The 23,223-nt window shown below is 38.6% G+C and carries 24 protein-coding genes; 13 read left to right on the top strand and 11 right to left on the bottom strand.

Annotated elements, in window-relative coordinates:
• Window positions 1–54 precede the first annotated feature (54 nt).
• Window positions 55–243 carry a transposase gene (locus J0M15_04515; GenBank protein ID MBN8536289.1) on the bottom strand — a complete coding sequence of 63 codons (189 nt, stop codon included), beginning with the start codon at window positions 241–243 and terminating at the stop codon, window positions 55–57.
• A 209-nt stretch (window positions 244–452) separates the two neighbouring features.
• Window positions 453–2,144, bottom strand: coding sequence for a hypothetical protein (locus J0M15_04510; protein MBN8536288.1), 1,692 nt, complete (start codon window positions 2,142–2,144; stop codon window positions 453–455).
• Between the two features lie 534 nt (window positions 2,145–2,678).
• Between J0M15_04510 and J0M15_04505 the strand changes: the two genes are divergently transcribed.
• Window positions 2,679–3,152: a hypothetical protein gene (locus tag J0M15_04505; protein MBN8536287.1), complete on the top strand. Its 474-nt coding sequence runs from the start codon at window positions 2,679–2,681 to the stop codon at window positions 3,150–3,152.
• Complete coding sequence (locus J0M15_04500) at window positions 3,142–3,663, top strand: lytic polysaccharide monooxygenase (GenBank protein MBN8536286.1); 522 nt, start codon at window positions 3,142–3,144, stop codon at window positions 3,661–3,663. Before J0M15_04505 ends, J0M15_04500 begins: the two co-directional genes overlap by 11 nt.
• A gap of 38 nt (window positions 3,664–3,701) precedes the next feature.
• Here J0M15_04500 and J0M15_04495 read toward each other — a convergent pair whose 3' ends face one another.
• From J0M15_04495 to J0M15_04475, 5 genes are all read right to left on the bottom strand, one after another.
• Entirely contained in the window at window positions 3,702–3,866 is a 165-nt protein-coding gene (locus J0M15_04495) for a hypothetical protein (protein MBN8536285.1), read from the bottom strand.
• Window positions 3,867–4,236: 370 nt separating this feature from the next.
• Entirely contained in the window at window positions 4,237–5,508 is a 1,272-nt protein-coding gene (locus tag J0M15_04490) for a hypothetical protein (GenBank protein ID MBN8536284.1), read from the bottom strand.
• Entirely contained in the window at window positions 5,505–6,200 is a 696-nt protein-coding gene (locus tag J0M15_04485; protein MBN8536283.1) for a hypothetical protein, read from the bottom strand. Before J0M15_04485 ends, J0M15_04490 begins: the two co-directional genes overlap by 4 nt.
• Entirely contained in the window at window positions 6,197–7,861 is a 1,665-nt protein-coding gene (locus J0M15_04480) for a DUF1501 domain-containing protein (GenBank protein MBN8536282.1), read from the bottom strand. Before J0M15_04480 ends, J0M15_04485 begins: the two co-directional genes overlap by 4 nt.
• Window positions 7,862–7,945: 84 nt before the next feature.
• On the bottom strand, window positions 7,946–9,397 hold the full coding sequence (locus tag J0M15_04475; protein MBN8536281.1) for a hypothetical protein: 1,452 nt from the start codon (window positions 9,395–9,397) through the stop codon (window positions 7,946–7,948).
• 849 nt (window positions 9,398–10,246) lie between these two features.
• On the opposite strand from J0M15_04475, the gene J0M15_04470 reads away from it, so the two are divergent.
• The 10 genes from J0M15_04470 to J0M15_04425 all read left to right on the top strand — a co-directional run bounded on the left by J0M15_04470 (window position 10,247) and on the right by J0M15_04425 (window position 18,565).
• Complete coding sequence (locus tag J0M15_04470) at window positions 10,247–10,738, top strand: hypothetical protein (GenBank protein ID MBN8536280.1); 492 nt, start codon at window positions 10,247–10,249, stop codon at window positions 10,736–10,738.
• On the top strand, window positions 10,735–11,529 hold the full coding sequence (locus J0M15_04465) for an ABC transporter permease (protein ID MBN8536279.1): 795 nt from the start codon (window positions 10,735–10,737) through the stop codon (window positions 11,527–11,529). Before J0M15_04470 ends, J0M15_04465 begins: the two co-directional genes overlap by 4 nt.
• Window positions 11,530–11,536: 7 nt before the next feature.
• Entirely contained in the window at window positions 11,537–12,262 is a 726-nt protein-coding gene (locus tag J0M15_04460) for an ATP-binding cassette domain-containing protein (GenBank protein MBN8536278.1), read from the top strand.
• A complete protein-coding gene (locus J0M15_04455) occupies window positions 12,262–13,077 on the top strand; it encodes an MCE family protein (GenBank protein ID MBN8536277.1) in 816 nt (271 codons plus the stop codon). Before J0M15_04460 ends, J0M15_04455 begins: the two co-directional genes overlap by 1 nt.
• A gap of 77 nt (window positions 13,078–13,154) precedes the next feature.
• A complete protein-coding gene (locus J0M15_04450; GenBank protein MBN8536276.1) occupies window positions 13,155–14,285 on the top strand; it encodes an ABC transporter substrate-binding protein in 1,131 nt (376 codons plus the stop codon).
• A 15-nt stretch (window positions 14,286–14,300) separates the two neighbouring features.
• On the top strand, window positions 14,301–15,203 hold the full coding sequence (locus tag J0M15_04445) for a branched-chain amino acid ABC transporter permease (GenBank protein MBN8536275.1): 903 nt from the start codon (window positions 14,301–14,303) through the stop codon (window positions 15,201–15,203).
• A gap of 1 nt (window position 15,204) precedes the next feature.
• Complete coding sequence (locus J0M15_04440) at window positions 15,205–16,209, top strand: branched-chain amino acid ABC transporter permease (GenBank protein ID MBN8536274.1); 1,005 nt, start codon at window positions 15,205–15,207, stop codon at window positions 16,207–16,209.
• On the top strand, window positions 16,190–16,963 hold the full coding sequence (locus J0M15_04435) for an ABC transporter ATP-binding protein (GenBank protein ID MBN8536273.1): 774 nt from the start codon (window positions 16,190–16,192) through the stop codon (window positions 16,961–16,963). Before J0M15_04440 ends, J0M15_04435 begins: the two co-directional genes overlap by 20 nt.
• Window positions 16,964–16,966: 3 nt before the next feature.
• Window positions 16,967–17,677, top strand: coding sequence for an ABC transporter ATP-binding protein (locus J0M15_04430; GenBank protein ID MBN8536272.1), 711 nt, complete (start codon window positions 16,967–16,969; stop codon window positions 17,675–17,677).
• Window positions 17,678–17,740: 63 nt separating this feature from the next.
• Window positions 17,741–18,565, top strand: a complete 825-nt coding sequence (locus J0M15_04425; GenBank protein ID MBN8536271.1) for a PilZ domain-containing protein — start codon at window positions 17,741–17,743, stop codon at window positions 18,563–18,565.
• A gap of 26 nt (window positions 18,566–18,591) precedes the next feature.
• Here the strand turns inward: J0M15_04425 and J0M15_04420 are convergent, their stop codons facing one another.
• Complete coding sequence (locus J0M15_04420) at window positions 18,592–19,350, bottom strand: DUF2802 domain-containing protein (protein MBN8536270.1); 759 nt, start codon at window positions 19,348–19,350, stop codon at window positions 18,592–18,594.
• 311 nt (window positions 19,351–19,661) lie between these two features.
• Between J0M15_04420 and J0M15_04415 the strand changes: the two genes are divergently transcribed.
• The gene (locus J0M15_04415; GenBank protein ID MBN8536269.1) at window positions 19,662–20,900 is read left to right on the top strand and encodes a hypothetical protein; all 1,239 of its coding nucleotides are present in this window, start codon (window positions 19,662–19,664) and stop codon (window positions 20,898–20,900) included.
• 13 nt (window positions 20,901–20,913) lie between these two features.
• Here J0M15_04415 and J0M15_04410 read toward each other — a convergent pair whose 3' ends face one another.
• The 3 genes from J0M15_04410 to rsmD are packed head-to-tail and all read right to left on the bottom strand — an operon-like array spanning window position 20,914 to window position 23,222.
• Window positions 20,914–22,125 carry a pyridoxal phosphate-dependent aminotransferase gene (locus J0M15_04410; GenBank protein ID MBN8536268.1) on the bottom strand — a complete coding sequence of 404 codons (1,212 nt, stop codon included), beginning with the start codon at window positions 22,123–22,125 and terminating at the stop codon, window positions 20,914–20,916.
• A 10-nt stretch (window positions 22,126–22,135) separates the two neighbouring features.
• Window positions 22,136–22,633 carry a pantetheine-phosphate adenylyltransferase gene (gene coaD, locus J0M15_04405; protein ID MBN8536267.1) on the bottom strand — a complete coding sequence of 166 codons (498 nt, stop codon included), beginning with the start codon at window positions 22,631–22,633 and terminating at the stop codon, window positions 22,136–22,138.
• A 37-nt stretch (window positions 22,634–22,670) separates the two neighbouring features.
• Window positions 22,671–23,222 (bottom strand): 16S rRNA (guanine(966)-N(2))-methyltransferase RsmD, encoded by a 552-nt coding sequence (rsmD, locus tag J0M15_04400; GenBank protein ID MBN8536266.1) that lies wholly within the window; start codon window positions 23,220–23,222, stop codon window positions 22,671–22,673.
• Between the last annotated feature and the right edge of the window lies 1 nt (window position 23,223).

The raw sequence follows: 23,223 nt of genomic DNA, 5'->3' as shown, positions 1-23,223 counted from the left end.
ATGGACATTTTCGATGCGAACACTTGTGTTAAAATTTGATTTAAATTCTTCATGCTAAAGTCTCACTTCCACTTCAGCAATAGAATCGTTTTTATAACATTTTTTAAAATCTAATGGAGCCATCACTTTCAAGGAGCCATGTTTTCTTTTAGTATTATAAAATTCAATAAACTCCATGGTTTGCTTGTAAGCTTCTTGGAAGGTAGCAAAATACCTTACCTGTAAGAATTCAATTTCATAGATTTAGAAGAAGGATTCAATGTAAGCATTCTTTTCTCCACCAAATAGATTAGACGCAATCAACGTTAATAATAAAAAATCGTTTTCATATATATCTCCAGCAACTTGAAAAATTTAAGTAATACTCCCCATAGTTGAGCAAATCTTGCGTCATGAATTTGAGGGAGACGAGGTTGCGAACAAAACCCAAAACGATTCTGGCTTAATTCTTCCTATCCACCAATGTTTATGAATTGTGTGGCAAATCTAAAATAGGTATTAAAAAAATGATCTAAGGCTTTGCGCGAGGATCCTGTTTTTTGCAGTTCGACTTGAAAATCTTCAACTAAAGAATTTGCCATCTCCTTGCCGACTAATTCAAGAGAGAACCCAAATCCTGGGATTGACTTAAATGCATGCATTGCTAAAGTCCCATCTGACCAAAAAGAAACTACAAAATCGCTAAACTCATTTGTAGTGAGATTCTTACTTGAATAAATGCCAGCCTCCAAAACAACAGAATTGTCTGTTTTTAAAAAAGCATTGGAGCCTGACGCATGCACATCTTTATGAATGTAAAATCGTTCTGAAGCCTTAAGTGTTGCGCCAATTACGGAGGGTCGAAACAAATGCAAAATGGGTCCATCTGTTTTTGCCAGTAAATAGAAACCTCGTCCTATCCACTCCAGATTTTTAATCTGATGCGATTCCACCTTTTGATTGAATTTTTTCCCAGGATTCTCTAAGGAAATTAACTCGGTAGAAAGAGCGTCCCTTGAATACAAAGCTACTTGATTAGTGTTCGTAATATGCGCGATGATTCCTGACTGAGGGTCCACAAATAGATTTTCATTTACTCCATTTGGTAAACTCGTTGCAATGTCATCCATAGGAGTTGAAGCAATTTTAAAATCGCCACGCAGACCTGTTGGAACCACAATTTGATAAGGCAAATCGGATGGGTCCATTAGCGGTGAGCCACCCATCGTTCTATAGGAAATAGGATTATTAGATATACGAGAAACTTGAGGCGGTTCTTTTTTAAGATTAGCTAGATCAGACATTTTATATCTTAATGTTGGGCTACTCACTTTAAAGTCTAAATCTTTGATAGTGGCATCTAACTTCATTGTGACAGCAACACGAAGGAAGTCGTTAAATATCTGAACAATCATTTTATGTGAATCCATAGGTGAAGCTTCTTGAAATTTTTGGAAAAGAGCCAGGGATAACAATTCACTTGCGATAGGAGAAAAAGATGTCATCACTGAATGTCCATTTCTCTTATTTTCCAGCTCATAAAAATGATAACTTCCCGAATTAGAAATCACACCTAAATATTCATGGTCATTTCCATTTGTGCGGAGATTAAATACATGATGATGTAATACATCTTCAGCAATAGGTTTATTATAATTTGTTAATATACCTTTTCCAAAGTCAAAGGCATTAGGAGTTAAATTCAATAGTTGACTATCAGTGGTGGTAACCAAAATACTTTTTCCTTTGCCTATAATTTGAATGTCTTTAGCTTCTGGTCCTGTGAAGGTCTCGCTCCACAAATCGTTTAGGACAATGGCAAAAAACTGACCTTTATCATAGGAAATAATCATCGAATCATTTAAAAGAAAAGGGCCAAAATCGGGGTTTACAACAACCTTGGAACTATTAGTTTTCTTATTGATTCTAACTGAATTACTGTATTCAATAGGTCGTTTGAGACCATAAAATCGGCCGTCTTTACCAACATAAAGAGAACTCCCATTCTGTGGAGAAAAGACTTTACCAACAATTGATTCTGGATGAATTTGAGTTAAAAACCGATTTTTATAAAAAAGCTGACATGATTTCGCAGATCTACTAGCAAATGAAAGACTTTGCGTTCCTAATATCGATACAATTATTGTCCATACTAAAGTTTTCATCATACATTATTTTGGTTGCAATTTCAGATCAACTTAAGAATGCCTAAGAGTTATTCCAGCGGTTCCCGGTCAGAGCTAACTTTATGACGAAACTATTTTTTTTAACTTGATTTTGAATTAAAAAATTCTTTTCTTTTGGGATTTATGAAGCTCGTTTTTTTTTCAAATTGTCACCCTTGATGTCAATTAATATGACACCGATTCCAAATACACAATTTTAAAAAGCACCAAGTAAAACCTAGATGTTGGACTTGAACGATTCGGGCTTAATTCTTCCTATCCTCTGTCACCTAATCATCGGAATTAGGGTCTCAATTCTTTAGTCGCATTTGCTCTTCAATCCCTGCTTTTGCAAATGACTATTCTCAATCCGAGAAATCCCATTCCTAGAAGCTATCATCAAATCCAACCGATTGAGTTTATATCCTCGCTGACCATTTAAAAAGCTTAGCATTTGTTGAAAATTAAAGTAAAATCAAAGGTGTGAGAAAAGGTCCTTTTATTATTTTCGGCTTTGTGTTTAGTGTTGGGATCATGCTGGCTTTTCAGAATTGCGGCGAAGGATTTTCATCCGTTGATCAAAGTAAGAGCCTGGTAAAAAGTGATATCAGCTCTCAGTGCACCGCAAAGATGTTAAACGACCGCCTAGATCTGCTCATCATGAGAAATGATATATCCTGCACTGATCTCAAGGCCATTGAATGTGATGTTTCAACTTTTTCTCCGGAAGTAGAAAATTCTCACTTTATTGAAAGCGACTGCAGCTCCTTTGGCTCAACTTGCATTCAAATTCATAGGTATTTTTTCAATACAAAAGACGCCTCACAAAGGTCGCTCCCCCTCGGGGATGAATATAACCGAATGGAAATTAGGTGCTCTCTTTTTGATAAATCACCCGATGGCAAAAATCAAAACGCTCTCCTCACAGAGCAAGGAAATTCACTTTCAGAGGCTGTCCATCATTTAATAGAGACGTGCACAGAAAGGATTTTGTCGGTTGGAAAATAAGACTTATACAATGATAGCTTTGATGATTTTTGTCGCCTACCCTACAGTTTCATTTGGCCATGCCCGAATCAAGTCCTCTGCTGCGTTAATTCCCCGCAGTAGCAGCGATGGTCTAAAAACGGGCCCTTGTGGCGGTGTGCCGCGAACTAACTCTGCAAAAACGTTTGCACCGGGTGAAACGATCACTCTAAACTGGGAGGAGACCATCAATCATCCTGGACAATTTGAATTCTATTTTTCGCTCGCAAACGATGTTAATTTTACTTTGCTAAAAACAGTCGTCGATGACAAAGACTCGACAACCGATTTACCACATCAGTACAGCACTACTTTGACTTTACCAAATGTCAGCTGTGATCAATGCACGCTTCAAATGATCCAATTGATGACGGACAGAAATCCACCGACCAGGTATTATTCCTGCTCTGATATTGTACTGAGTGGGGACACCTCGAAAACTCCACCCCCATCGCCCACTCCGCCGCCTAAAAATGTGGAATGTCCGAAGTAGAGCACAGTGGACACGCGGCGGTCGACGCGGGCTGGCCTCTACTGCTCAGAGGGCTGATAATTGACGTAGTATTCAACAGAAAATCCAACAACTTTTATAGCTGTTAAATAACTTTGGTTTCTGCTCAGACTTAACCGAATAGTGCAGTGAGAATCTCCATATTCGGCGCAATATTCTGCAGTCAAAAGGGTTGTGATTTTCATTGTGGATGTCTGCTGCCGCGATAGCGTCAATAATTTTCATTTTGCCGCAGGAAAAACCAGAACTCCGCTGTGAACTTCCCCCCTTTTAGTGGACAACTCTTCAAGCAAGGCTGGCCCTGATGAATTTGGCGTCAAAGTACAAATCAAGGGCACCAAGTTTGACGGCCTCGTAGTAAAAAATAAGCCAAAACTTTGTATCTTGCAATGGCTGATGTACATGAAGTTTTGCTTGAATTGCTGAACCGAGGTACGGACAAATTGCGGGTAAAAAACCGAACTCAGTTAAGAAAGACCAAGTTTTTTATAGATTCCAAAAACCCGGACTGAGTACTGATTTGACTAAGAAAACATTTGAGATAGGAAAGTTGAATCACTTAGCACCTTTTTGAATCCAGTTCTCTAAGGCTGCGATATCGGTCTCTGCCATTTGTCCTCCTCCTTGGGGCATAGCCGTGGCAGAAGACTGATGGCGAAGGGATTTGATCAGCAGAGACCCTGCAGAGTTATCAGGTACAACCCAGTTACCTTTGCCTTGCGTTGTAGCTGCGAGCAGGGAATCGCGAGAAGAAAGGAACGCGGAATGACAGCCAATACAAGTGCTGCCATTAATTGATTTTTGAAAAATACTTTTGATTGAAGAGAAGGTCACTTCCTTAGGATTCTCATTTGAATCCCGATCCCCGCTACTGTCATCATCAGCAATGCTTGTAGGTAACTGCAGTTCATGGGTCCTAAAAAGTCCTAAAGAGTGGGATTTGAGTTCTTCATCAGAAAGTGATTTTTTAAAAACCCCTATTTCAGCAAATTCAAAACTGCCTTGATTCGCATAATAACTTGAGTGTAACTCTAAATTACGATTGACGAAGCCCATATTAGGAAGTGTTCCAACGACAGAAGTCTTTTCAGAGCCCAATTCGCCGTTGATTGCAAGCATCAGTTCCCTTCCATTTGTAGGATACCTTACTGCAATAGCAAATCCTTGGGCTAAATTCTCTCCGGGCAAACTGAATATACTAGTACTGTATGTAGTACCGTTGAACCAATAGGTCGCTTGAAAATTGGCCTTCTTATTAGCATCTTTAAATACATCAACAACAAAAAGTCCAGCTTCTTCGGAGTTGACTGGACTCAGAGTAAATAGGCGAATGCGCTTTGGGTCAGTGGCATTTTCGGTAGTAGTGGGAATTTTCAAATTACCCACAAACAAAAGTATGCTGTATTCTTTCGATAAAAAGGCAGAGGAATCTTGAGCAATACTTGTCAACGATGTTCTAGCTTCAAAACTTAGCCGAGGACCTTTTTCAGTACTCTTCCAAAGTGCCGAATGGTCCATATCTAAAGTTTTGGTTCCGGCTACAAAGGCAGGATACAAGGGTATGAACTTTCCGGTCGCATCGTACCATCTTTCGATGCGATCATAATTATTTCGATTCATTTTTGAATTTTGATTCAAAGTGGACCATGAAAAGTCTGCACCCAAATAACTTGAATCGATCATAAATGTGTTTGCCGTATTTTGATTTGTGGAATTAATACTGCTTAAATCTTCGGTTTGGAATCTTGGTGCACAATTCTGATAAACCAAAACTAGCGTGAAGATAAATAAAAATGCAATCAGTGAGTTATGTGGATGTGATTTCATAAAATCTCCCAATAGGCTGTTTCACAGACACTTAAAAATACTAGCCTCCAACGATCGAGCATAGTTTCAGAATTAACCGCCATTTTATTATCAATCGTGACCAAGGCTTGAACCACATTAGTAATGGATTCCGCCTCCCAGGCGGGGTAAAAAAGTTGCACAGTTTTCTGTAGCGACGTCACATTTGGGGTTAGATCTTGTCCTTTGACTTGATTGACTGCCGAATTCAACAGGCTATCGGTAGCAACCAAACGCCGGCAAAGCTGAATGCGTGAAGACTCGCGAACCGTTGAAGTGGATTTCCACATTCCCATTTCCAAATTAGTCAGATTGTAAAAACAGTCTGCAAAAGTCCCTTGAGCCACAATATCGCAGGGGCGGCCAAAAGCATGTTGTTGTGGTCTGATTTCTGCGTTTATTAAATCAAAAAAAGTATTTCGATCAGCCTCACTGCTGAGGCCTGAGAGAAATACATTTTCCAGTACCGAAGTCACGCCGACTCGATCAATCAGTGTGATACCAGTAGCGGTTTTTTCTAAGTTGGGAGCAGGGTCTGGATGGGACACCTCTAGCGCAGCAGGCATATTCTCGGTCTGATTGCCAGAAGATGAAAGTTGTGAACAATTCTGGAACCACAGCGCAAGAGTCAATGAAGCAGAAAAAAATAGGAAATAATTTAAATAGGCTTTCACACAATTTCTCCACTCGTTTTAATTTCTAAATTAGCACCCTTACGAACAATCAAGGGCTGGGCCAAATTACCCCAAGGATTTAAAGTAAATTGCATCAGATTAGCGATTGTGGAAGTCACATGGGCTGGCCCTAAATAGAGATTACTTCCACCTACATTTGTAGGAGCCCAATTTCCGAAAGTTCCGGTGTAAGTACCCGTTGTATCACCCTTGGAAATATTTCCCAAAACAATCGGTTTATCATCATGGCAGCCAGTTATGAGTGATGAAATCATACTATTAAATCCATGATCGGAACCAGTCCCATCATTGCGAGGGATACGACCAAATTCTTGCACCATATGAAAAAAAGTTTTTTCGAATTCTCCAGCGCTCTTAAGTTGATCCATCAATTCCAGCAAACAACTGCCCAAGGATCGAAAAAGCACAGAGTTCATATACGTAGTTGGGACTTTTCCATAGGCGTGTTGGTCAAAAATATGAATTCCAGTGCTTGCTGTGGTCGCGCCATCAAAAAAGCCGATCAGATTGGTTGGTGCGAAATTACTTAATTCAATGGTGGAACCATAACCTCGAGTCAAAACAAATTCCGCCAGTGCAAAAGTAGATATCATCATTTCGCAGCTGACATTATTGTACCAGTCACGAATATCGCTACCGGTATTGGGTTGAATAGTTTTTCCTGTACCTAAGTCGATTTGCCAAACGGTATTTTGAGTTGCGATCACTGGCAAATCCGATAACCCAGGAACGGTGCGGTCTTTGATGGTTGTCATCACCAGTTTTTCATATTTTTGGTAGAGTGTCGTCCAAGAGTTATCCAGATCTTGAATGCCATCGGCCAAGGTTTTAAGTGAATTATCAAAATCGATATTCAGGGGATTTAGGCCTTGGATTTGTTGACTAGTTAAATGGCGTATTTGATCCTGAGCCTCATCGACGAAGTTAGAATAACGTTTTCGCAATGTCTCAACGACTTTCGATTCCGTGCGCGAGGTAAAGGGTTGCATCAGAGTGGCCGCATAGTTGGTCTTTGGGTCTCCTTGAAATAAAACACTTAAACCAGTACCTTTGATGGATGAAAAACCTGAAGCCGAGAACAAGGGCGGGAATTGCAAAGCTCTAAAAATCTTTGCAGAATGATCAGCTACATGGGCTCCTACGCTGCCCGCACCGCTGACGGGATTTGTTTGTTTAGCAAAATTGCTGGGATGGCCGTCCACATTAGTCCCATAGCCGCGAAACACGATCATGTGCTTTAGCAAATCATTCAAGGGCCTTGAGCCACCTTTTGCAGAGGCCACTTGGGTTGACCACAGCCAAGGGACTTTGACACCTTTGTAATCGACAACACTATAGCTAGCGTCGGTATATGTGGCTCCATTCTCAACTAGCCGAGTAGCAACCATGGGATTTGGCAAAATATTTTGTCCATCTTTAGTTTGCAGCATTTGATCAAAACACCAGCGGGCAGGGGCGCCATAAAGGTTTATAGAAACATAGTTCACCAGCGGAGAATCGTTAGCAGCAATTGCCTTCTTCAAGAAATTCTGTGACATGATGGATACTAATTTTTCAACCGGCGGAAGTCTGGAAGCCAGGACTCCAGAACCTATGGCTAAACTACTTTTTAACAAGAAATCTCGACGCGATTTTTTCATTCTAAGATCCTTTATTTCCTTTGCCGTCGTTCCTATTTATTTTCTACTATGTTTACTTATAATTACTACTTTTATTAAATTCTGCTAGCGACCAAAGTTAGCGCGGCTATAATAATCAGACTCCATAATTTGAATAACTAATTTTTTCAATGTGCCGCCTTCAGACCTGAGGCTTCTTCCCAATCCTAGCACAAAATCACGCATGGCTTTTTCTTTGACGTTCAGACTTTCCATATAGTCATTATTGGAAATGTCATAAGGATCTAAAAGCTGGACTTTGTTATTAGTGAAATACTCGAAATAGCGGGCGGCAGCGCAGGCATAATAGTCAGGTGTATTAGCTAAACTCTGACCCAAATTTTCCAAATTAGACAATCCAACATCAACAATCGCGCCGTCAATATTTCGCATATATAATTTGCCCGCTGGCGCGCTTCGATGAAAATTGGTTTGACTGCTGGACGGCCAAAATTCAGTGGGACTCGCTTGGTCTGCATTGTAAGTCAGCAATACAGGGGGTGTACGATAGTCCGAAATCGCATTAGAAGGCGCATTTGCGGTTCCACCGAATCGAAGATTGCGCAGGACCATCGCCGATTGATCCAAGGAAGCATGACAGCGTAAACAAGATTCAGATTTTCTAAAACCGGGGGCATCGTTTTTTGCGGATAACCAAATCGAAACATCACTGCCTCGAACAAAGGGTCCTTGACGGCACAGGAAATCATCGAAAACTGAAAGTATATAACGCCGAGGAAGTTTTGCCGCACCATCAGCTTTGTAATCAAAGCCATGACCTAAATTTAACATGATATAGGGTACAGACCCAATAGCTCCACCACCTCGATTGGCCATAAAGGCCTGAGGAACAGTGACTCCTTCAGTAGTCGAAGTAGCGACTGCCGTGTAGGGCTCGGTCCAAATTACAGGTAACAGAGGAGTGCCGACATAGGAACGCATTTCAATTCCGTAAATTTCACCCATTTGGATAAGAGGCACAGGCAAGGCCAGCAAATCAGCTAAACCAAAGGATGAGGAAGTGGTATAGTTGATGATGGTTGAATTAAGATTGGGGCCTTCGGTGCCATTAACCGTTGTTCGCGAAGGACGTAAGAATCCCCCGGCAGCTGCTGGTAAGGCTGGAATTAGTTTCGTATTATCTCTGATCCCTACAGCCGTATTATTTCCTTGCAAAACTTTTGAGTAATGTTCACTAGTCGCCAAGTTCCGGGTCAGATAAAGAGCGGGTTCTTGCACATCATAGATATCAACACCCCCTCCGTAAGAATCCGGAAAGGTATTTTGAAAAACCCAAGAACCATGAATCCAAGTGCGGTGAAAGTCTGCGAACTGTTTCAATATTTTTCTTTGAACTGTGTTGTTAGGCTGGACGAGCACCCCATCAGCGCCTAATTTAAGCGAGCCTAATAATTCAGAGCAGATGGAAACAGCACTTCGATTTTTAAGTTGTCCCCATAACGGATCGCTACTTTTTAGCTGATGACCTGTTAGATGAAAATAACATCTTGATAACATTTTCCGCTCTGGTAAGCGAGGCTGTTCCAGGACTTGAGCAAATACCGGTGAAACGAATTGATAAAAACAAACTATAGCTATTTCGAAATGACTGCGGAATGAAATACCCATAGCTCTAACTCCCCTTGTTAAGGATATAAGGAAAAGCCTAATTTTGATATTAAAATTTAAGAATATATTATTTTTCGCATTAAACTTAGCCAGTAAGTTTGGGACTGTTTCAAAGTGAGAATAAAGGGAAAAAATCTTCATTTTTACAAAGAGTCTGCACCGGTTTTTTAAAATAAGTCCTCTAAAGCAATAACTAAGTCTTTTTAAAAAGATCTCGATGTTTGGAGGGTTTAGTTTTTCTATTACTCTTTTTAAGGCTTCTTCTTTAGCGGCAGTCATTGTAGGTGTTGCAAGTTCATTTTTAAGCGGGAACTTATGGGGGGCTTCACTTTGGAATGCTTATGACAGAATTTCCTGTTGAGACAGAATTTCTTGATCTGACGTCAACCGATTCGTGGTTGAATGGGGATCTCGGTATGAACATTTCTTTCCCTCCATGCAGGTGTAGCTACCAAAGCCAATGAGCGAGATAAGCGAGAGAAGATTTGTAGCTACATTGCTCGTCCGGCTGATGCCAAAGACCGATTCCAAATACACAATTTTAACAAGTACCAAGTAAAACCTAGATGTTGGGCTTGAACGATTCGGGCTAAATTCTTCCAATCCTCCATTTAAAGAATTTTCATTTTCTAGCCTGTCATCATTATGTCAGTCTGGTTTCTTGCTTTTGACATCTTTGACTAAATTAAATCTATATTTTTGACTCTAATTTTTTAAAAACTTGTCGATATAATCACCATGAGGAACCACTTAAAATTTGTTTTATATTTTTCAATGTATATAATTTCTGGCTGTATCAGTATTGGCGTTGCACAAAAACCCGAGGCAGCAAAAAATTTAATTTTTACGGCTCCATCGGACCCCTTTTTTGATCACACCTCAAAAACAGGAGACCGGGTTTGGATTTCAAGAAAAACGGGAAATTCTATCTCCTACCTCTCTGATTGTTCTGCTAACACGGATCCCAGTTTAGAGCTTTTGGAATCTGAGTCTTTATCAGGTATTGAAAATCTTGAAATTCTCGAAAGCCATTTCCGAGAATTCAATCATAGAAAAGCCAAGGAAACTCTTGCCTCTGGAACCCTTGATGGAGTGACCATTAAAATGAATGTGATTTCCCTTAAGAAAAACTCCTGCACTTACACTCTTTTATTTGCTGGTAAAAAAGAACACTTTGATTCAGAGATTTCTTTTTTTAATCAGTTCAAAGAAAGTTTTAAGGCCCCATGACAGACTTGATATTTAACTCGCCCTTAATTTTATTTTTAAATGAAACACTTTCTTTTTTTGGTGGAATTGGAATTCTTTCTTATCAAATAACGAGAGACATTTTTAAAGGCCCCATTTACTGGCGCTTACTTATCGACCAGGTCTTTCATGTAGGAAATCGATCCTTACCCCTTATTGTCATCACCGCTTTGAGTACCGGAATGGTGATGTCGCTCCAATTTGGTCTTGGCCTTGAAAAATTTGGTGGGAAACTTTATGTCCCCAAACTTGTATCAGCAACGGTGCTTAGAGAGATGGGTCCAGTTTTTACTTCTTTAATGGTCGCGGCCAGAGTCGGCGCTGGTTTTGCTTCTGAAATTGGGAGCATGGTTGTAACTCAACAGATTGATGCCATTCGAGCCTTAGGAACCTCTCCCATAAAAAAAATCGTCATCCCTAGGGTTTTGGCCACACTTCTTTCTCTTCCGATTCTTGTGGGTATTTCAAATATAGTCAGCAACTTTGGTGCTTTAATTGTTGGCTACTCGGAGCTTAAGTTAGATCCAAATTTTTATTTATTAAAGATTCTTACGACGGTGACTTTAAAAGATTATTTTGCAGGATTTGGTAAAAGTTTTTTCTTTGCACTATTTATATCAATTCCTTCTTGTTACTTTGGTTTAACCGTAAAAAATGGAACAAAGGAAGTGGGAATTGCCACCACAAAAGCTGTTGTGGTTTCTTCTATCCTTGTTTTGGTAGGTGATTTCTTTTTATCTAAGTTATTTTGGATTTTAGAAAGAATGTCATAGGTAATTTATGATTGAGGTCAAACACTTTAAAAAGTCATTTGGAAATAAAATCATTCATTCCGATGTGTCCTTCAAAGTGGGAAAAGGGGAATGCATGGGACTTATTGGTGGTTCGGGGGCTGGGAAAAGTGTCATCCTGAGGAGTCTCATTGGCTTGGAAAAACCAGATAGCGGGCAAATCATCATTGATAACGAGGATATTACTGATTACAACGAGTCTCAATTGGTTGAGACTCGAAAAAAAGTTGCCTATGTGTTTCAGGGTGGAGCCCTTTTTGACTCCATGACCGTGTTTGAAAATTTAGCTTATCCATTAAAAGAACATACAACGTTGCCAGATTTGGAAATTAAAAAATTAATTTTAGAACAGCTCCAGGAATTCGGACTTGCTAATAACGAAAACTTATTTCCCGGAAATCTTTCTGGAGGCATGCAAAAAAGGGTGGGTTTAGCCAGAGCCTTAATGACCTTACCCAGCGTCATCCTTTATGATGAACCCACGGCTGGACTAGACCCTTACAATACCAAAAAAATCCAAGAACATATTTTGAAATTAAAATCACAGGGAAAAACTTCCATTTTAGTCACCCATGACATGCCAACAGCTTTTGCTGTTTGTGATAAAATGTGCTTCTTGCTCAATGGGAAAATTGCCTTTACTGGGAAGATCGATGAAATTCATGAAGATAGAACTGGAATTGTAAATAAATTTATAAACGGCGAGGCACATTAATGGAATCCAGTAAAATGAACCAAATTAAAGTAGGAATTTTCGTATCCGTAGGAATGATAGCCATTATGGGTACCATCTTTATGTTAGGAGCTAACAAAACTTTATTTTCAAGCTTTTCGAGCTTATATGCTGACTTTGAAAGTGTACAAGGTCTAGCGCGTGGGAGCGTTGTTTCGTTATCCGGTGTTGTCATTGGAAATATCGAGCGCATAGATTTCGTTCCTGAAAATAACTCTCTTCGAGTTAAAATGAAAATCGAAAAAGAGTATTTATCGCGAGTGTTTAAAGGTTCCCAAGCAGAGATCCGTACTCAAGGAGCATTAGGTGATAAATATATCTATATTATCCCAGGAGCCAATTCTCAAAATCTTGTTGAAGATGGAGAAACATTACCAATTGCTAAAGCTACTGATTTTTTCAATGTTCTTTCTGAGCGAGGAAAAGAGAGCGAAAAGATCTTCGATATCATCAATGAGATGTACAAACTTACGAAAACCATAAATGCGGAAAATAAAATTGGAAACATTATCGCAAATCTTAACTCTTCATCAGAAGATTTTAAAAAAATAAGTAAAGAATCCTTAAAAATGATAACTGATTTCTCTGCCGATGGTTTGCCAAGCCAACAATTTAAAAACACCTTAGATAAAATGAACCGTATTATCACGAAAATTGACAAAGGCGAAGGCACCCTCGGGGCCCTTATCAATGATTCGTCTTTACATGATCAACTTAAAAATCTGGTTGGAGGCAACCAAAGAAAAAATCATATTAAATCAATAATTCGAACCTCCATTGAAAAATCAGAAGATTAATTTGCTGCGACAATCAAAGATTTGAAATTGACCCTGACTTCAGAAATGAGGACAGTGTTCTTTTTAAAGGAGAGTCCATGAGATCTGTTCATTTTCTAAAGTTATTTTTCTTAAGTTTATTGATATTAAGTTCTTGTACCAAAAAAGAAGATGTTATTCTTGTTGGAGAGTATGGCTCACTGACTGGCGATGATGCCACTTTTGGAATTTCTACCAATAAAGGAATTAAAATGGCCTTTGATGAAATTAACTCGAAGGGTGGAATCAAAGGAAAAAAAATAAAACTTATCACTGAAGACGATCAAGGAAAAAACGAAGAAACGGCAAAGGTGGTGACTCGCTTAATTACCCAAGATAAGGTCATGGCCCTTCTTGGTGAGGTGGCTTCCTCGAGGTCTATTATCGCAGCTCCAATTGCTCAAAAGAACGGCATTCCAATGATCTCACCAAGCTCGACGGCCCCTGAAGTTACCGAAAAGGGTGACCATATTTTTCGCGTTTGCTTTCTAGATCCTTTTCAAGGATACGTCATGGCTAAATTTGCAACTGAGAATTTAAAGGCCAAAAAAGCTGCGGTATTGAGAAAAAATGGTGATACCTATAGCGAAGGACTGGCCAATGTTTTTGCTGCTGAATTTAAAAAATTTGGTGGAGAAGTTGTGGCTGATCTCAGCTACCAACCTAAGGATATGGATTTCAAAACCCAGCTCACTGAGTTCAAAGCAAAAAAACCTGATGTTATTTTCATTCCTGGATATTATACAGATGTTGGGATGATTGCCCAGCAAGTGAAGCAGCTTGAAATCAAAGTCACCCTATTAGGTGGAGATGGCTGGGACTCTCCAAAACTTCATGAGGTGGGAAAAGAAGCGATAAACGGTCATTACTTTTCTAACCACTACACTACGGAATCCACAAGTCCCATTGTTGTTGAATTTATTAAGAACTTTAAACAAAGATATAATAATGAAGTTCCAGATGGCTTAGCCGCTTTAGGATATGATGCTGCTAAAATTTTAGCTGATGCCATGACCCGAACGAAGGATTTAACTTCTAAAAATATTCGGGACGAGTTAGCCAAGACCAAAGATTTTGTTGGTGTCACCGGCAATATTACAATCAACGATCAAAGAAATGCTGTTAAAAGTGCTGTCGTCGTTCAAGTTGAAAATGAAAAAAGAAAATATGTGACAACGGTTGCTCCCTAATACAGAATTTAAATCATGGAAGAAATTATTCAACATTTTATTAATGGTCTTAGTATTGGAAGTATCTACTCTCTTATCGCTCTTGGTTACACCATGGTGTATGGAATTTTGCAGATGATTAATTTTGCCCATTCTGAAGTTTACATGATGGGCGCTTTCTTTGCCTACTATTCAGCAAAGTTCTTAAATTTAGAGAAGTCACCCAGCTATTCCACATTAATTATTATTTTAGTCATAACAATGATTCTTTGTAGTTTGTTGGCTTTAACAATTGAAAAGTTTGCCTATCGACCTTTGCGAAAACAACCAAAACTCAATGTTTTAATTACAGCCATTGGAGTGAGTTTGTTTTTGCAGTATTTTGCCCAAATTATTTTTGGAGCCGATCCAAAAGTATTCCCCAACTTGATCAATAATCAACTCTTATTTGAAGTTGGAGGGGTTTCTATAAATACATTCGATGTGACTATATTAGGAGTTAGTCTTCTCTCGATGCTGGGATTGCATTTTTTAGTCTATCATACCAAAATGGGACAAGGAATGAGAGCTGTAAGTCACAACCCAGCCGTAGCCTCGATCCTTGGAATCAATGTGAACCGAACCATTGCCCTTACATTTATTGCTGGCTCTTCTTTGGCTGGAATCGGTAGCGTCCTTGTGGGAATTAAATATCAAAAAATTGAACCCTTAATGGGCACCATGATAGGCTTGAAAGCCTTTGTAGCAGCTGTTCTTGGAGGAATTGGAAGTATTGCTGGGGCCGTCGTCGGAGGACTGGTTCTAGGAATTTCAGAAGTATTGGTGGTCGTCTATGGGTCTTCTCAGTATCGAGATGCTTTAGCCTTTGGAATTTTAATTTTTATATTATTATTCAAACCTGCAGGCATTTTTGGAAAAAACACTATCGAGAAAGTTTAATATGAATGCTTTAAAAACCCCTATCCTCTCTGCTTTCATTATCATCTTAGTTGCTAGTACGTTGGGCTTACTTACTAATTCATATATTCAATTAGTGCTACTTTTTCTGTTTGTGAACTCAATCATGGGAATGAGTCTCAACTTGATTAATGGCTATACAGGACAGTTCTCATTAGGACATGCAGGCTTCGTCGCCATCGGTGCTTATTTCACTGCCATTCTGACAACAAAATTACCTTTTCCTGAGGGAATTTTAGGTCTTCCTGTGGCCATTTTAATTTCTCTTGGAAGCGGACTTTGTGCAGGATTGGTTGGATATTTCGTCGGTTTACCCTCTCTCCGGTTGAAGGGAGATTACCTAGCCATAGTCACCTTAGGTTTTGGCGAAATCATCCGTGTGAGTTTAAATAATATTACTTTCTTCGGTGGGTCCATTGGTATTTCTTCGATCCCTTCATTGCCTGAGTTAAATTTGGGTGGCTTTATCATTGATAAGTTCGTCATCTCTTTAATTTTTGCTACTTTCTGGGCTCTGCTTTGCTTTTTTGTTATTTGGAGATTATTAAAATCCAGCCATGGCAGAGGGTTCTTGAGTGTCCGTGAAGATGAAATTGCAGCAGAAGCTATGGGAATTAATACAACACAAATGAAAGTCCAAGCCTTTGTGGTTTCCAGTTTTTTTGCAGGCATCGCCGGCTCTTTATATGCTCATTTCACAAATTATGTAAGCCCGGCAAGTTTTACCTTTCTCATGAGTATTGATGCCGTCATCATGGTCGTTCTTGGCGGAATGGGCAGCATGACGGGCTGCTTAGCTTCCGCATTTTTCATCACCCTCCTTCCTGAAATCTTGCGTTCTCTAAAAGAATTTACCGGAGGAGTAGACCTTCGTATGGTCATTTATTCTCTTGCGCTTATTTTTATTATGATATTAAGACCCCAAGGCTTATTTGGAGAGAAAGAAATATTTCATTTGTGGAGAAAAAATGACAAAACCACTCCTTGATGTACAAAATATAACCATGCAATTTGGGGGGTTAAAAGCTGTTGATAATTTCTCAATGCAAATTTCTAAAGGCCAATTAGCTGGTTTAATTGGTCCTAACGGTGCTGGAAAAACCACTGTTTTTAATATGCTCACCGGGGTCTATCAGCCCACTCATGGACAAGTTGTTTTTAGAGATCACGTTTTGAACGGATTAAAACCCTATCAAATTTCTAATAAAGGTTTGACGAGGACCTTTCAAAATATCAGATTGTTTAAAAACTTAAGTGTACTTGAAAATGTGTTGATCGCAGGTCATCAACATGTCGAATATAGTTGGTGGGATGCCATCGCTTTAAATCAACTTTTCTTAAAAGAAGAAAAAACCCTTACCAACAAAGGGAAGGAAATTTTAAGCATTTTTGGTCTCATAAATAAAATAGATGAAAAAGCATCAAGCCTTCCCTACGGAGAACAAAGAAAACTTGAAATTGTTAGGGCCCTCATGACCCATCCTGAAATGATTTTACTTGATGAACCGGCTGCTGGCATGAATCACTCTGAAACCCATTCTTTGATGGAACTCATTGCTAAAATCAGAAAAGATTTTAATTTAACCGTTTTATTAATTGAACATGATATGAAATTAGTAATGGGCATTTGTGAAACCATCTTTGTTCTGGATCACGGCGTGAAAATCGAAGAAGGTATTCCAACTAAAATTCAGTCCTCACAAAAAGTTATTGAAGCCTACCTGGGTGTTGACAACGAATAGGAGATTAGATTGATCCTTAAAGTCGAAAATTTATTTGTAAATTATGGAGCTATCCAGGCGATAAAGGGTATTTCTTTCGAAATTGCAAAGGGTGAAATTGTTTCTTTAATTGGTGCCAATGGCGCAGGAAAAACCACAACACTCAGAGCGATTTCTGGGATTGTTGAATCCTCTGGTTCTATTTTTTTGAATGGTACTAATTTAGGTCATATTCCCGCCCATGCCCGAGTCAAATTAGGCCTCGCGCAGTCTCCAGAAGGAAGAGGAATCTTTCCACAAATGACGGTGAAAGAAAACTTACAACTAGGCAGCTACTCACGATCTGACAAAGCTCAAATCTCCAAAGATGAACAGCATTGTTTTGACCTTTTCCCAAGACTCAAGGAAAGACTTAATCAATTAGCCGGAACTTTATCTGGTGGAGAGCAGCAAATGTTGTCTATCTCTAGAGCCATCATGTGCAAACCTGAATTATTACTTTTGGATGAGCCTTCCCTTGGCTTGGCTCCTATTATCGTGAGCCAGATTTTTCAGATTATAAAAAATCTAAATGCGCAAGGCATGACGGTTTTACTTGTGGAACAAAATGCCAAACAAGCTCTGAGTATTTCAAACCGTGCCTATGTTCTTGAAACAGGAAATATAACTCTCCAAGGAACTGGCAAGGAACTTCTGAACAATGATGAAGTCAGAAAGTCCTATCTAGGAGTTTAAACCTAGACCTGAATTTTCTTGGACTTTAGTACTTTTTTTTTTATACTCAATCAGAGGTAATAAATGAAAAGAAAACCATGGCCATTAATCATCATAGCACTTCTGCATGTTCTATCCCCCATTGGGAATATTATTGCTAATTCTTTTTTAGCTAAAATATCTATACTCCTCTACATCAAGGCTCTACTTACACCCAATGAGCTTCTTCGAACGACCATTTTTCTGCTTATTCCAGTGGTAGGTGGCTTCCTAATATATTTGTGCAAAAAATGGAGTTACTATCTTTATCTTTTAATTATGATAATCCCTTTTTTATATAGTTACTATTCTTGGCAAAGCCAACCTAATCAGAATTTAGGAATCTATCTGATCTCTTTTTACCTCATAAATATAATTGTTGTTGGATACTTTGTACTTCCTCAAGTAAGAGTTGTCTATTTTGACCCTCGCCTGCGCTGGTGGGAAACTAAACCCAGATATGCAGCAGAATTTGAGACTGAGGTAAAGTGGATTGATCAAAAAACTAAAGGAGAAATTAAAAACATTTCTGAATCAGGTATATTCTTACAAACAAGCTTAGAACTAAATCAGAATGCTCGAGTTGAAATTAGTTTTAAATTCAATAATCGTCTTCACCATTTTTTAGGAGAAGTCATTTACACGAATGCCAACGTAACTCCTAAGGGATATGGACTGAGTTTGGCTCTAAACGAAAAAGACAGTGAGGACTTAAGAAAATTGATTCGTGATTTAAGCGAGCAAGGAAGTCTGATAACTTCTAGAGCTCCTTCTGTAGAAGATTCTTTTGGATTTTGGTTAAGCCGTCTAATTCATTTTAAAAAGGGACTTCTTCCAGAATCTGGAAAAAAAACAAATAAACCCGTCTAGACCATTAGGACCCTTAGGAGCGTACCTTAATTTATCGCAGATTCAATTCTTTTAAATTCAAAAGGTTTGACTGATACTCTTTTTCCTTTTTGGTTTAAGGCTTCTTGAGAAACTGAAATATTATTTAATTCTAATTTAGGCAAAGTTTCTTGAGAATTTAAAACTTTATTAATCTCTGATTTAGCTAAAGCCTCTTTAAACTGATCTCCTAGTTTTTTTAGATTTTGTTGATCTACCTTCGGCACCTCAAATGTTTTTTCGAAATCAAGCCACTGGGATTTTTGATAATTAGCTGATTCCTGCTGTGAATCTGACGAAACCCAATCTGGCAGCTCCGCTTCTGAAAACATCAGCTGATTTTTATTTAATTTTAAAATGAGATTAATTTCTGCAGGAGTTAAGTCAACTTGGTTTGAAATTTCATCTATAGAAAGACCCTGATTTGCCAACTTAGCAGCTTTGACATACTTGATGGTATATTGTCGGTCTAAAATTTCTTTGTGAGGAATTTTATCTTGAAAAATTTTTGCCACTTCCATGCTTTTTTGAATTTTGCTTTCCACAAGGCTAGCTGTTCTTTCAGCATCCATAATTTTTCCTTGTATTTCCTTTATTTTGTTTTCCATTAACGCAGTTAATTGATTGACCTGAGTTTCCGTTCTATCAGAAAGATCTTCTAACACAGCAATTTTACTTTGAAGAAGTTGTAAACCCTTTGTTAACCTTGGGTCATCTTCAGGGGTTTTATGCATTCTAATCCATAAGAAATATAGAGCCCCAAACATAAAACATTGAATAACTAATAAACTTAAGAAACTTAAATTCACATTAACCCCTTTAATCTAATGAACTTATTTATTCAGCTCATTCAGTGATAATTATAAAATTTGCATTCAATAGTCTCAAGTCTGGTTTGGGGAATTACAAAAGTCCTAGCTGTTAGTTTGAGACTCCTTTTAGAGAGATAACCTCTCCTAAAGACCAAGGTTTATTCTCTGTCCTTCAATCCGATGTAAAAAAATGATAGCCTTGATATTGATACATCTAAAAAAGGTGTATGGATGAGTCCGAAACTAATAAGAAGGGGCTTTTTTTTATGAACGGTGTTTTTAAGAAAATTGTGAGTTTGGCTTTGTTAACATTCATATTTGTTTTATTTGTTAGCTGTAGCCCTGTTAAATTTTCATCCAGTTCTAACCAACCAACCACGCCTGAGACACCTACAGATCCTACTCCCACTGGCCAGGGTGGCGGAGGGACAAGTTCAAAAGATGTCGAAACAACTTATACAGTTACCTCAAAACAAAATAAAGTCGATATCCTTCTGATTGTGGATAATTCAAGCTCCATGAATGCTGATAATTTAAAACTTGCTGATAGATTAAATCATTTTGTTGGGCAACTTGAAAGTGCTTCTATTGATTGGCAAATGTGTTTAACAGTAACTACTTATATCCCTTCAGGCGGAACAAACTATTGGGGTATGTCAGTAAACTGGGCTGACTACTCAGGAACACCCTCATGGGTCTTAAAAAAAGGAACAGCAAATCTTTCGACAATTTTTAGAAACACTATTGCAAATAATATTGCCACAGGAAGTGCAAATACAAATGATGAAAGAGCGATTAAGGCCGGTTACTGGCACGTGAGCTATAAAGACTATAACAACTGTTACCGTCCAGATGCCGCCTTAGCCTATATTATTATTTCTGATGAAGATGAGAGGAGTATCGGCGGAAACGCTTCACTCAAATATTATTCTGATGAGCTAAAAACACTGGAACAAGACGATCTTCCTTCTATCCTCGTTGATAAGGTCAAATCCACCTTGAGCTCTGCGATTCGCTTCCGAGCCAACTCCATTGTCGTCAAGTCAACAGATTCGACTTGCTTAAAAATTCAAGATGATCAAGGAACAAAAGCCCACTACGGAAAACTGTATGAAGAGCTCTCTAATTTAACTGGTGGTGGCATTGGTTCTATTTGTGATAATGATTACACAAGTAGCTTGAATTATTTCAATGAAGTTATTAGCGACTCATTAGGATCCATGCCCTTAGATTGCAATCCCGTCAGCAACAATGTTTCTGTGACCATCACACCTGCAAATAATAGCATCAGCTCTTCGGTTCAGGGACAAAGTTTAGTGTTTACACCCAATGTCCCAGCAGGTTCAACGATTGTGGCAAAATACAAATGCAGTTTAACAACGACCAACCTGAAAAGAGCTCCTAATGCCACTGACAATAGGGATTCGAAAGTTTTAGAGGAGCCCTCCTTTTTAACTAAATTATATTCGTGGATTATTGAGCCCCTACTTCAGTTCTTCAAATAGCCATTTAGCATCCTCAAGATGTGAGCTGGCCAACGAATTGAACCATACGGTCCACCGCTAATTTCATTTTTTCTTCGGTGGTTGCAAAGCTCAATCTTAAATACCCCTGATTACCGCACTCGATACCTGGTACCGTTGCTACATAGAATTTTTCTAAGAGGATATCACCTACCATTTTATCATTTTCGATATAGGTATTTTCAAATTTTTTTCCAAATAAAGATTTAACATTCACCCATAAATAAAAGGCCCCTTGAGGCTCACTGATAATAAATTGAGGGATTCTTTTAAATTCCTGGAGTGCTAAATTTTTTCTTTGAGCTAATTTTACATTAACAGCCTCGATATCCTTTGAACAATCTGTAAGAGCCGCCAAAGCGGCATGCTGAGAAATACTAGAGGCAGAACCCGTAGATTGAGATTGGTAATCTGCCATAGCTGTAATTACTTTTTGAGGCCCCAAGGCCCATCCAATCCGCCATCCTGTCATGGAATAGGCTTTAGAACCTCCATTGATCATGATAACTCTTTCTTTTAAATCAGGAGCCACATGCAGAATATGAGGGGCCACATTGTTCACACGATTCTTAGGATCAAAAACAAGACTGTTATAGATATCATCACTAATAATGATCACCTGAGGGTGTCTTCTGAAAACTTCGGCAAAAGCTTGAAGCTCTTCCTTAGTGTACATCAAGCCTGTTGGATTACTCGGTGAACAAAATAAGAAGGCTTTGGTTTTAGGATTAATAGCTTGCTCTAACTTTTCGGGAGTTAATTTGTAGCCCTCCTTTTCTTCGCAAAGAATGATCCGAGGCACACCATCCGCAAGCTCTACCATGGTGGGATAACTAACCCAGTAGGGGGAGTGAATGATGACTTCGTCGCCAGGATTACAAATCATTTGCAATGCTGCAAAAATAATAAACTTAGCTCCAGATCCTACGGTTACTTGAGTTGGAGCATACTCTAATCCTATTTCAACTTTTGCTTTTTCTGCAATTTTTTTTCTTAGTTCGATGGTTCCATTCGCAGGGGTGTATTTAGTGATATTATTTTGAATGGCCGCGATGCCTGCATTCGAAGGAGAGGCAAAGGTATTCCAATCAGGCTCTCCTACGGTTAAAGAAATAACATCAAAACCTTTAGCTTGAAGCTCTTTGGCCTTCGCAACTAAAGATAAGGTCGGAGATGGTTTTAAATTCAAAGCTCTTTTTGACAACATATATTTCCTCTCATTTCTTTTTTTTAATTACTTTTAATTTGTCTAGTAATGGTTTGGTTACACACCCAGGAATAAAATCCTTCAAGGCTCCGCCATTCATAGCCACTTCCTTCACGCTCCGCGAACTGATATAATAATATTCAGGACTGGCAAAAACCAGAAGAGTTTCAATTTCTGGATCCAATTTTCTGTTGATGTTTGCCATGATCATTTCATACTCAAAATCAACGATCGCTCTTAAGCCCCTAACGATTTTATCAATTTTATGCTTTTTCATATAATCAACGGTTAGGCCGTCAAATATATCAACGGAAATATTTTTTTGCCCTTTCAAAGCTTGTAAAATTAAATCTTTTCGTTCCTGAGCATTAAATAAAAATTCCTTCTGCGCATTATTTGCTACAAGAACAACAACTTCTTCGAATGTTTTTGATAGTCTGGTGATGATATCCACATGACCCATCGTAATGGGATCAAAGCTTCCGGGATAAATCACTCTACTGTTTATATTGTTTTTTTTATTTTTCATTTATATGTGTAGTTTATTATATTTGTTTTTTAAAAAAAGAAAGGATTTTATCACCATAATCTTTAAAATCGTAGCGAACGAGCGGAAAATAGGAGTCATCCATACGTTCCTGTTTAATGGACTCTATGGTGATAATTGTGGACTCATGAAACAAGTGACTTTGGGATAATTGAGTCATTACTTCATGGGCCATTTTTTCAGTAAATGGAGGGTCTATAAATATAATATCAAAAGGAGCTTGAATTTTACTTTTAATAAAAGAAGCACTCTCCATTTTGGTCACTTTATACTCCGTTTTTGGAATTTTTAATTTCTCAATATTACTCAGCAAAATTTGTAACGATTTAGGATGATTATCCACAAAATGAACGGACCTCGCTCCACGCGAATAGGCCTCCAATCCCAGACTGCCTGTACCGCTAAATAAATCCAACACGCTTTTCCCTTCAATTTCGAATTGAATTTTATTAAATAATGTTTCCTTAACCCTGTCTGTAGTTGGCCGTATATGTTTTGCTTGAAATGAAACCAAATGATGCCCCTTAAATTTTCCTGCGATAATTCTCACA

The sequence above is a fragment of the Deltaproteobacteria bacterium genome, from assembly GCA_017302835.1.
Classification (GTDB): domain Bacteria; phylum Bdellovibrionota; class Bdellovibrionia; order Bdellovibrionales; family Bdellovibrionaceae; genus UBA2316.
This window is presented reverse-complemented; position numbering and strand designations above follow the sequence as displayed.

Bases quoted from the DNA above. Each gene is read 5' to 3' on its own strand.
- J0M15_04510 (MBN8536288.1), bottom strand. From the start codon at position 2,144: ATGAAAACTTTAGTATGGACAATAATTGTATCGATATTAGGAACGCAA.
- J0M15_04505 (MBN8536287.1), top strand. From the start codon at position 2,679: ATGCTGGCTTTTCAGAATTGCGGCGAAGGATTTTCATCCGTTGATCAA.
- J0M15_04495 (MBN8536285.1), bottom strand. From the start codon at position 3,866: ATGAAAATCACAACCCTTTTGACTGCAGAATATTGCGCCGAATATGGA.
- J0M15_04490 (MBN8536284.1), bottom strand. From the start codon at position 5,508: ATGAAATCACATCCACATAACTCACTGATTGCATTTTTATTTATCTTC.
- J0M15_04480 (MBN8536282.1), bottom strand. From the start codon at position 7,861: ATGAAAAAATCGCGTCGAGATTTCTTGTTAAAAAGTAGTTTAGCCATA.
- J0M15_04475 (MBN8536281.1), bottom strand. From the start codon at position 9,397: ATGTTATCAAGATGTTATTTTCATCTAACAGGTCATCAGCTAAAAAGT.
- J0M15_04470 (MBN8536280.1), top strand. From the start codon at position 10,247: ATGAGGAACCACTTAAAATTTGTTTTATATTTTTCAATGTATATAATT.
- J0M15_04465 (MBN8536279.1), top strand. From the start codon at position 10,735: ATGACAGACTTGATATTTAACTCGCCCTTAATTTTATTTTTAAATGAA.
- J0M15_04460 (MBN8536278.1), top strand. From the start codon at position 11,537: ATGATTGAGGTCAAACACTTTAAAAAGTCATTTGGAAATAAAATCATT.
- J0M15_04455 (MBN8536277.1), top strand. From the start codon at position 12,262: ATGGAATCCAGTAAAATGAACCAAATTAAAGTAGGAATTTTCGTATCC.
- J0M15_04450 (MBN8536276.1), top strand. From the start codon at position 13,155: ATGAGATCTGTTCATTTTCTAAAGTTATTTTTCTTAAGTTTATTGATA.
- J0M15_04445 (MBN8536275.1), top strand. From the start codon at position 14,301: ATGGAAGAAATTATTCAACATTTTATTAATGGTCTTAGTATTGGAAGT.
- J0M15_04440 (MBN8536274.1), top strand. From the start codon at position 15,205: ATGAATGCTTTAAAAACCCCTATCCTCTCTGCTTTCATTATCATCTTA.
- J0M15_04435 (MBN8536273.1), top strand. From the start codon at position 16,190: ATGACAAAACCACTCCTTGATGTACAAAATATAACCATGCAATTTGGG.
- J0M15_04425 (MBN8536271.1), top strand. From the start codon at position 17,741: ATGAAAAGAAAACCATGGCCATTAATCATCATAGCACTTCTGCATGTT.
- J0M15_04420 (MBN8536270.1), bottom strand. From the start codon at position 19,350: ATGTTTGGGGCTCTATATTTCTTATGGATTAGAATGCATAAAACCCCT.
- J0M15_04415 (MBN8536269.1), top strand. From the start codon at position 19,662: ATGAACGGTGTTTTTAAGAAAATTGTGAGTTTGGCTTTGTTAACATTC.
- J0M15_04410 (MBN8536268.1), bottom strand. From the start codon at position 22,125: ATGTTGTCAAAAAGAGCTTTGAATTTAAAACCATCTCCGACCTTATCT.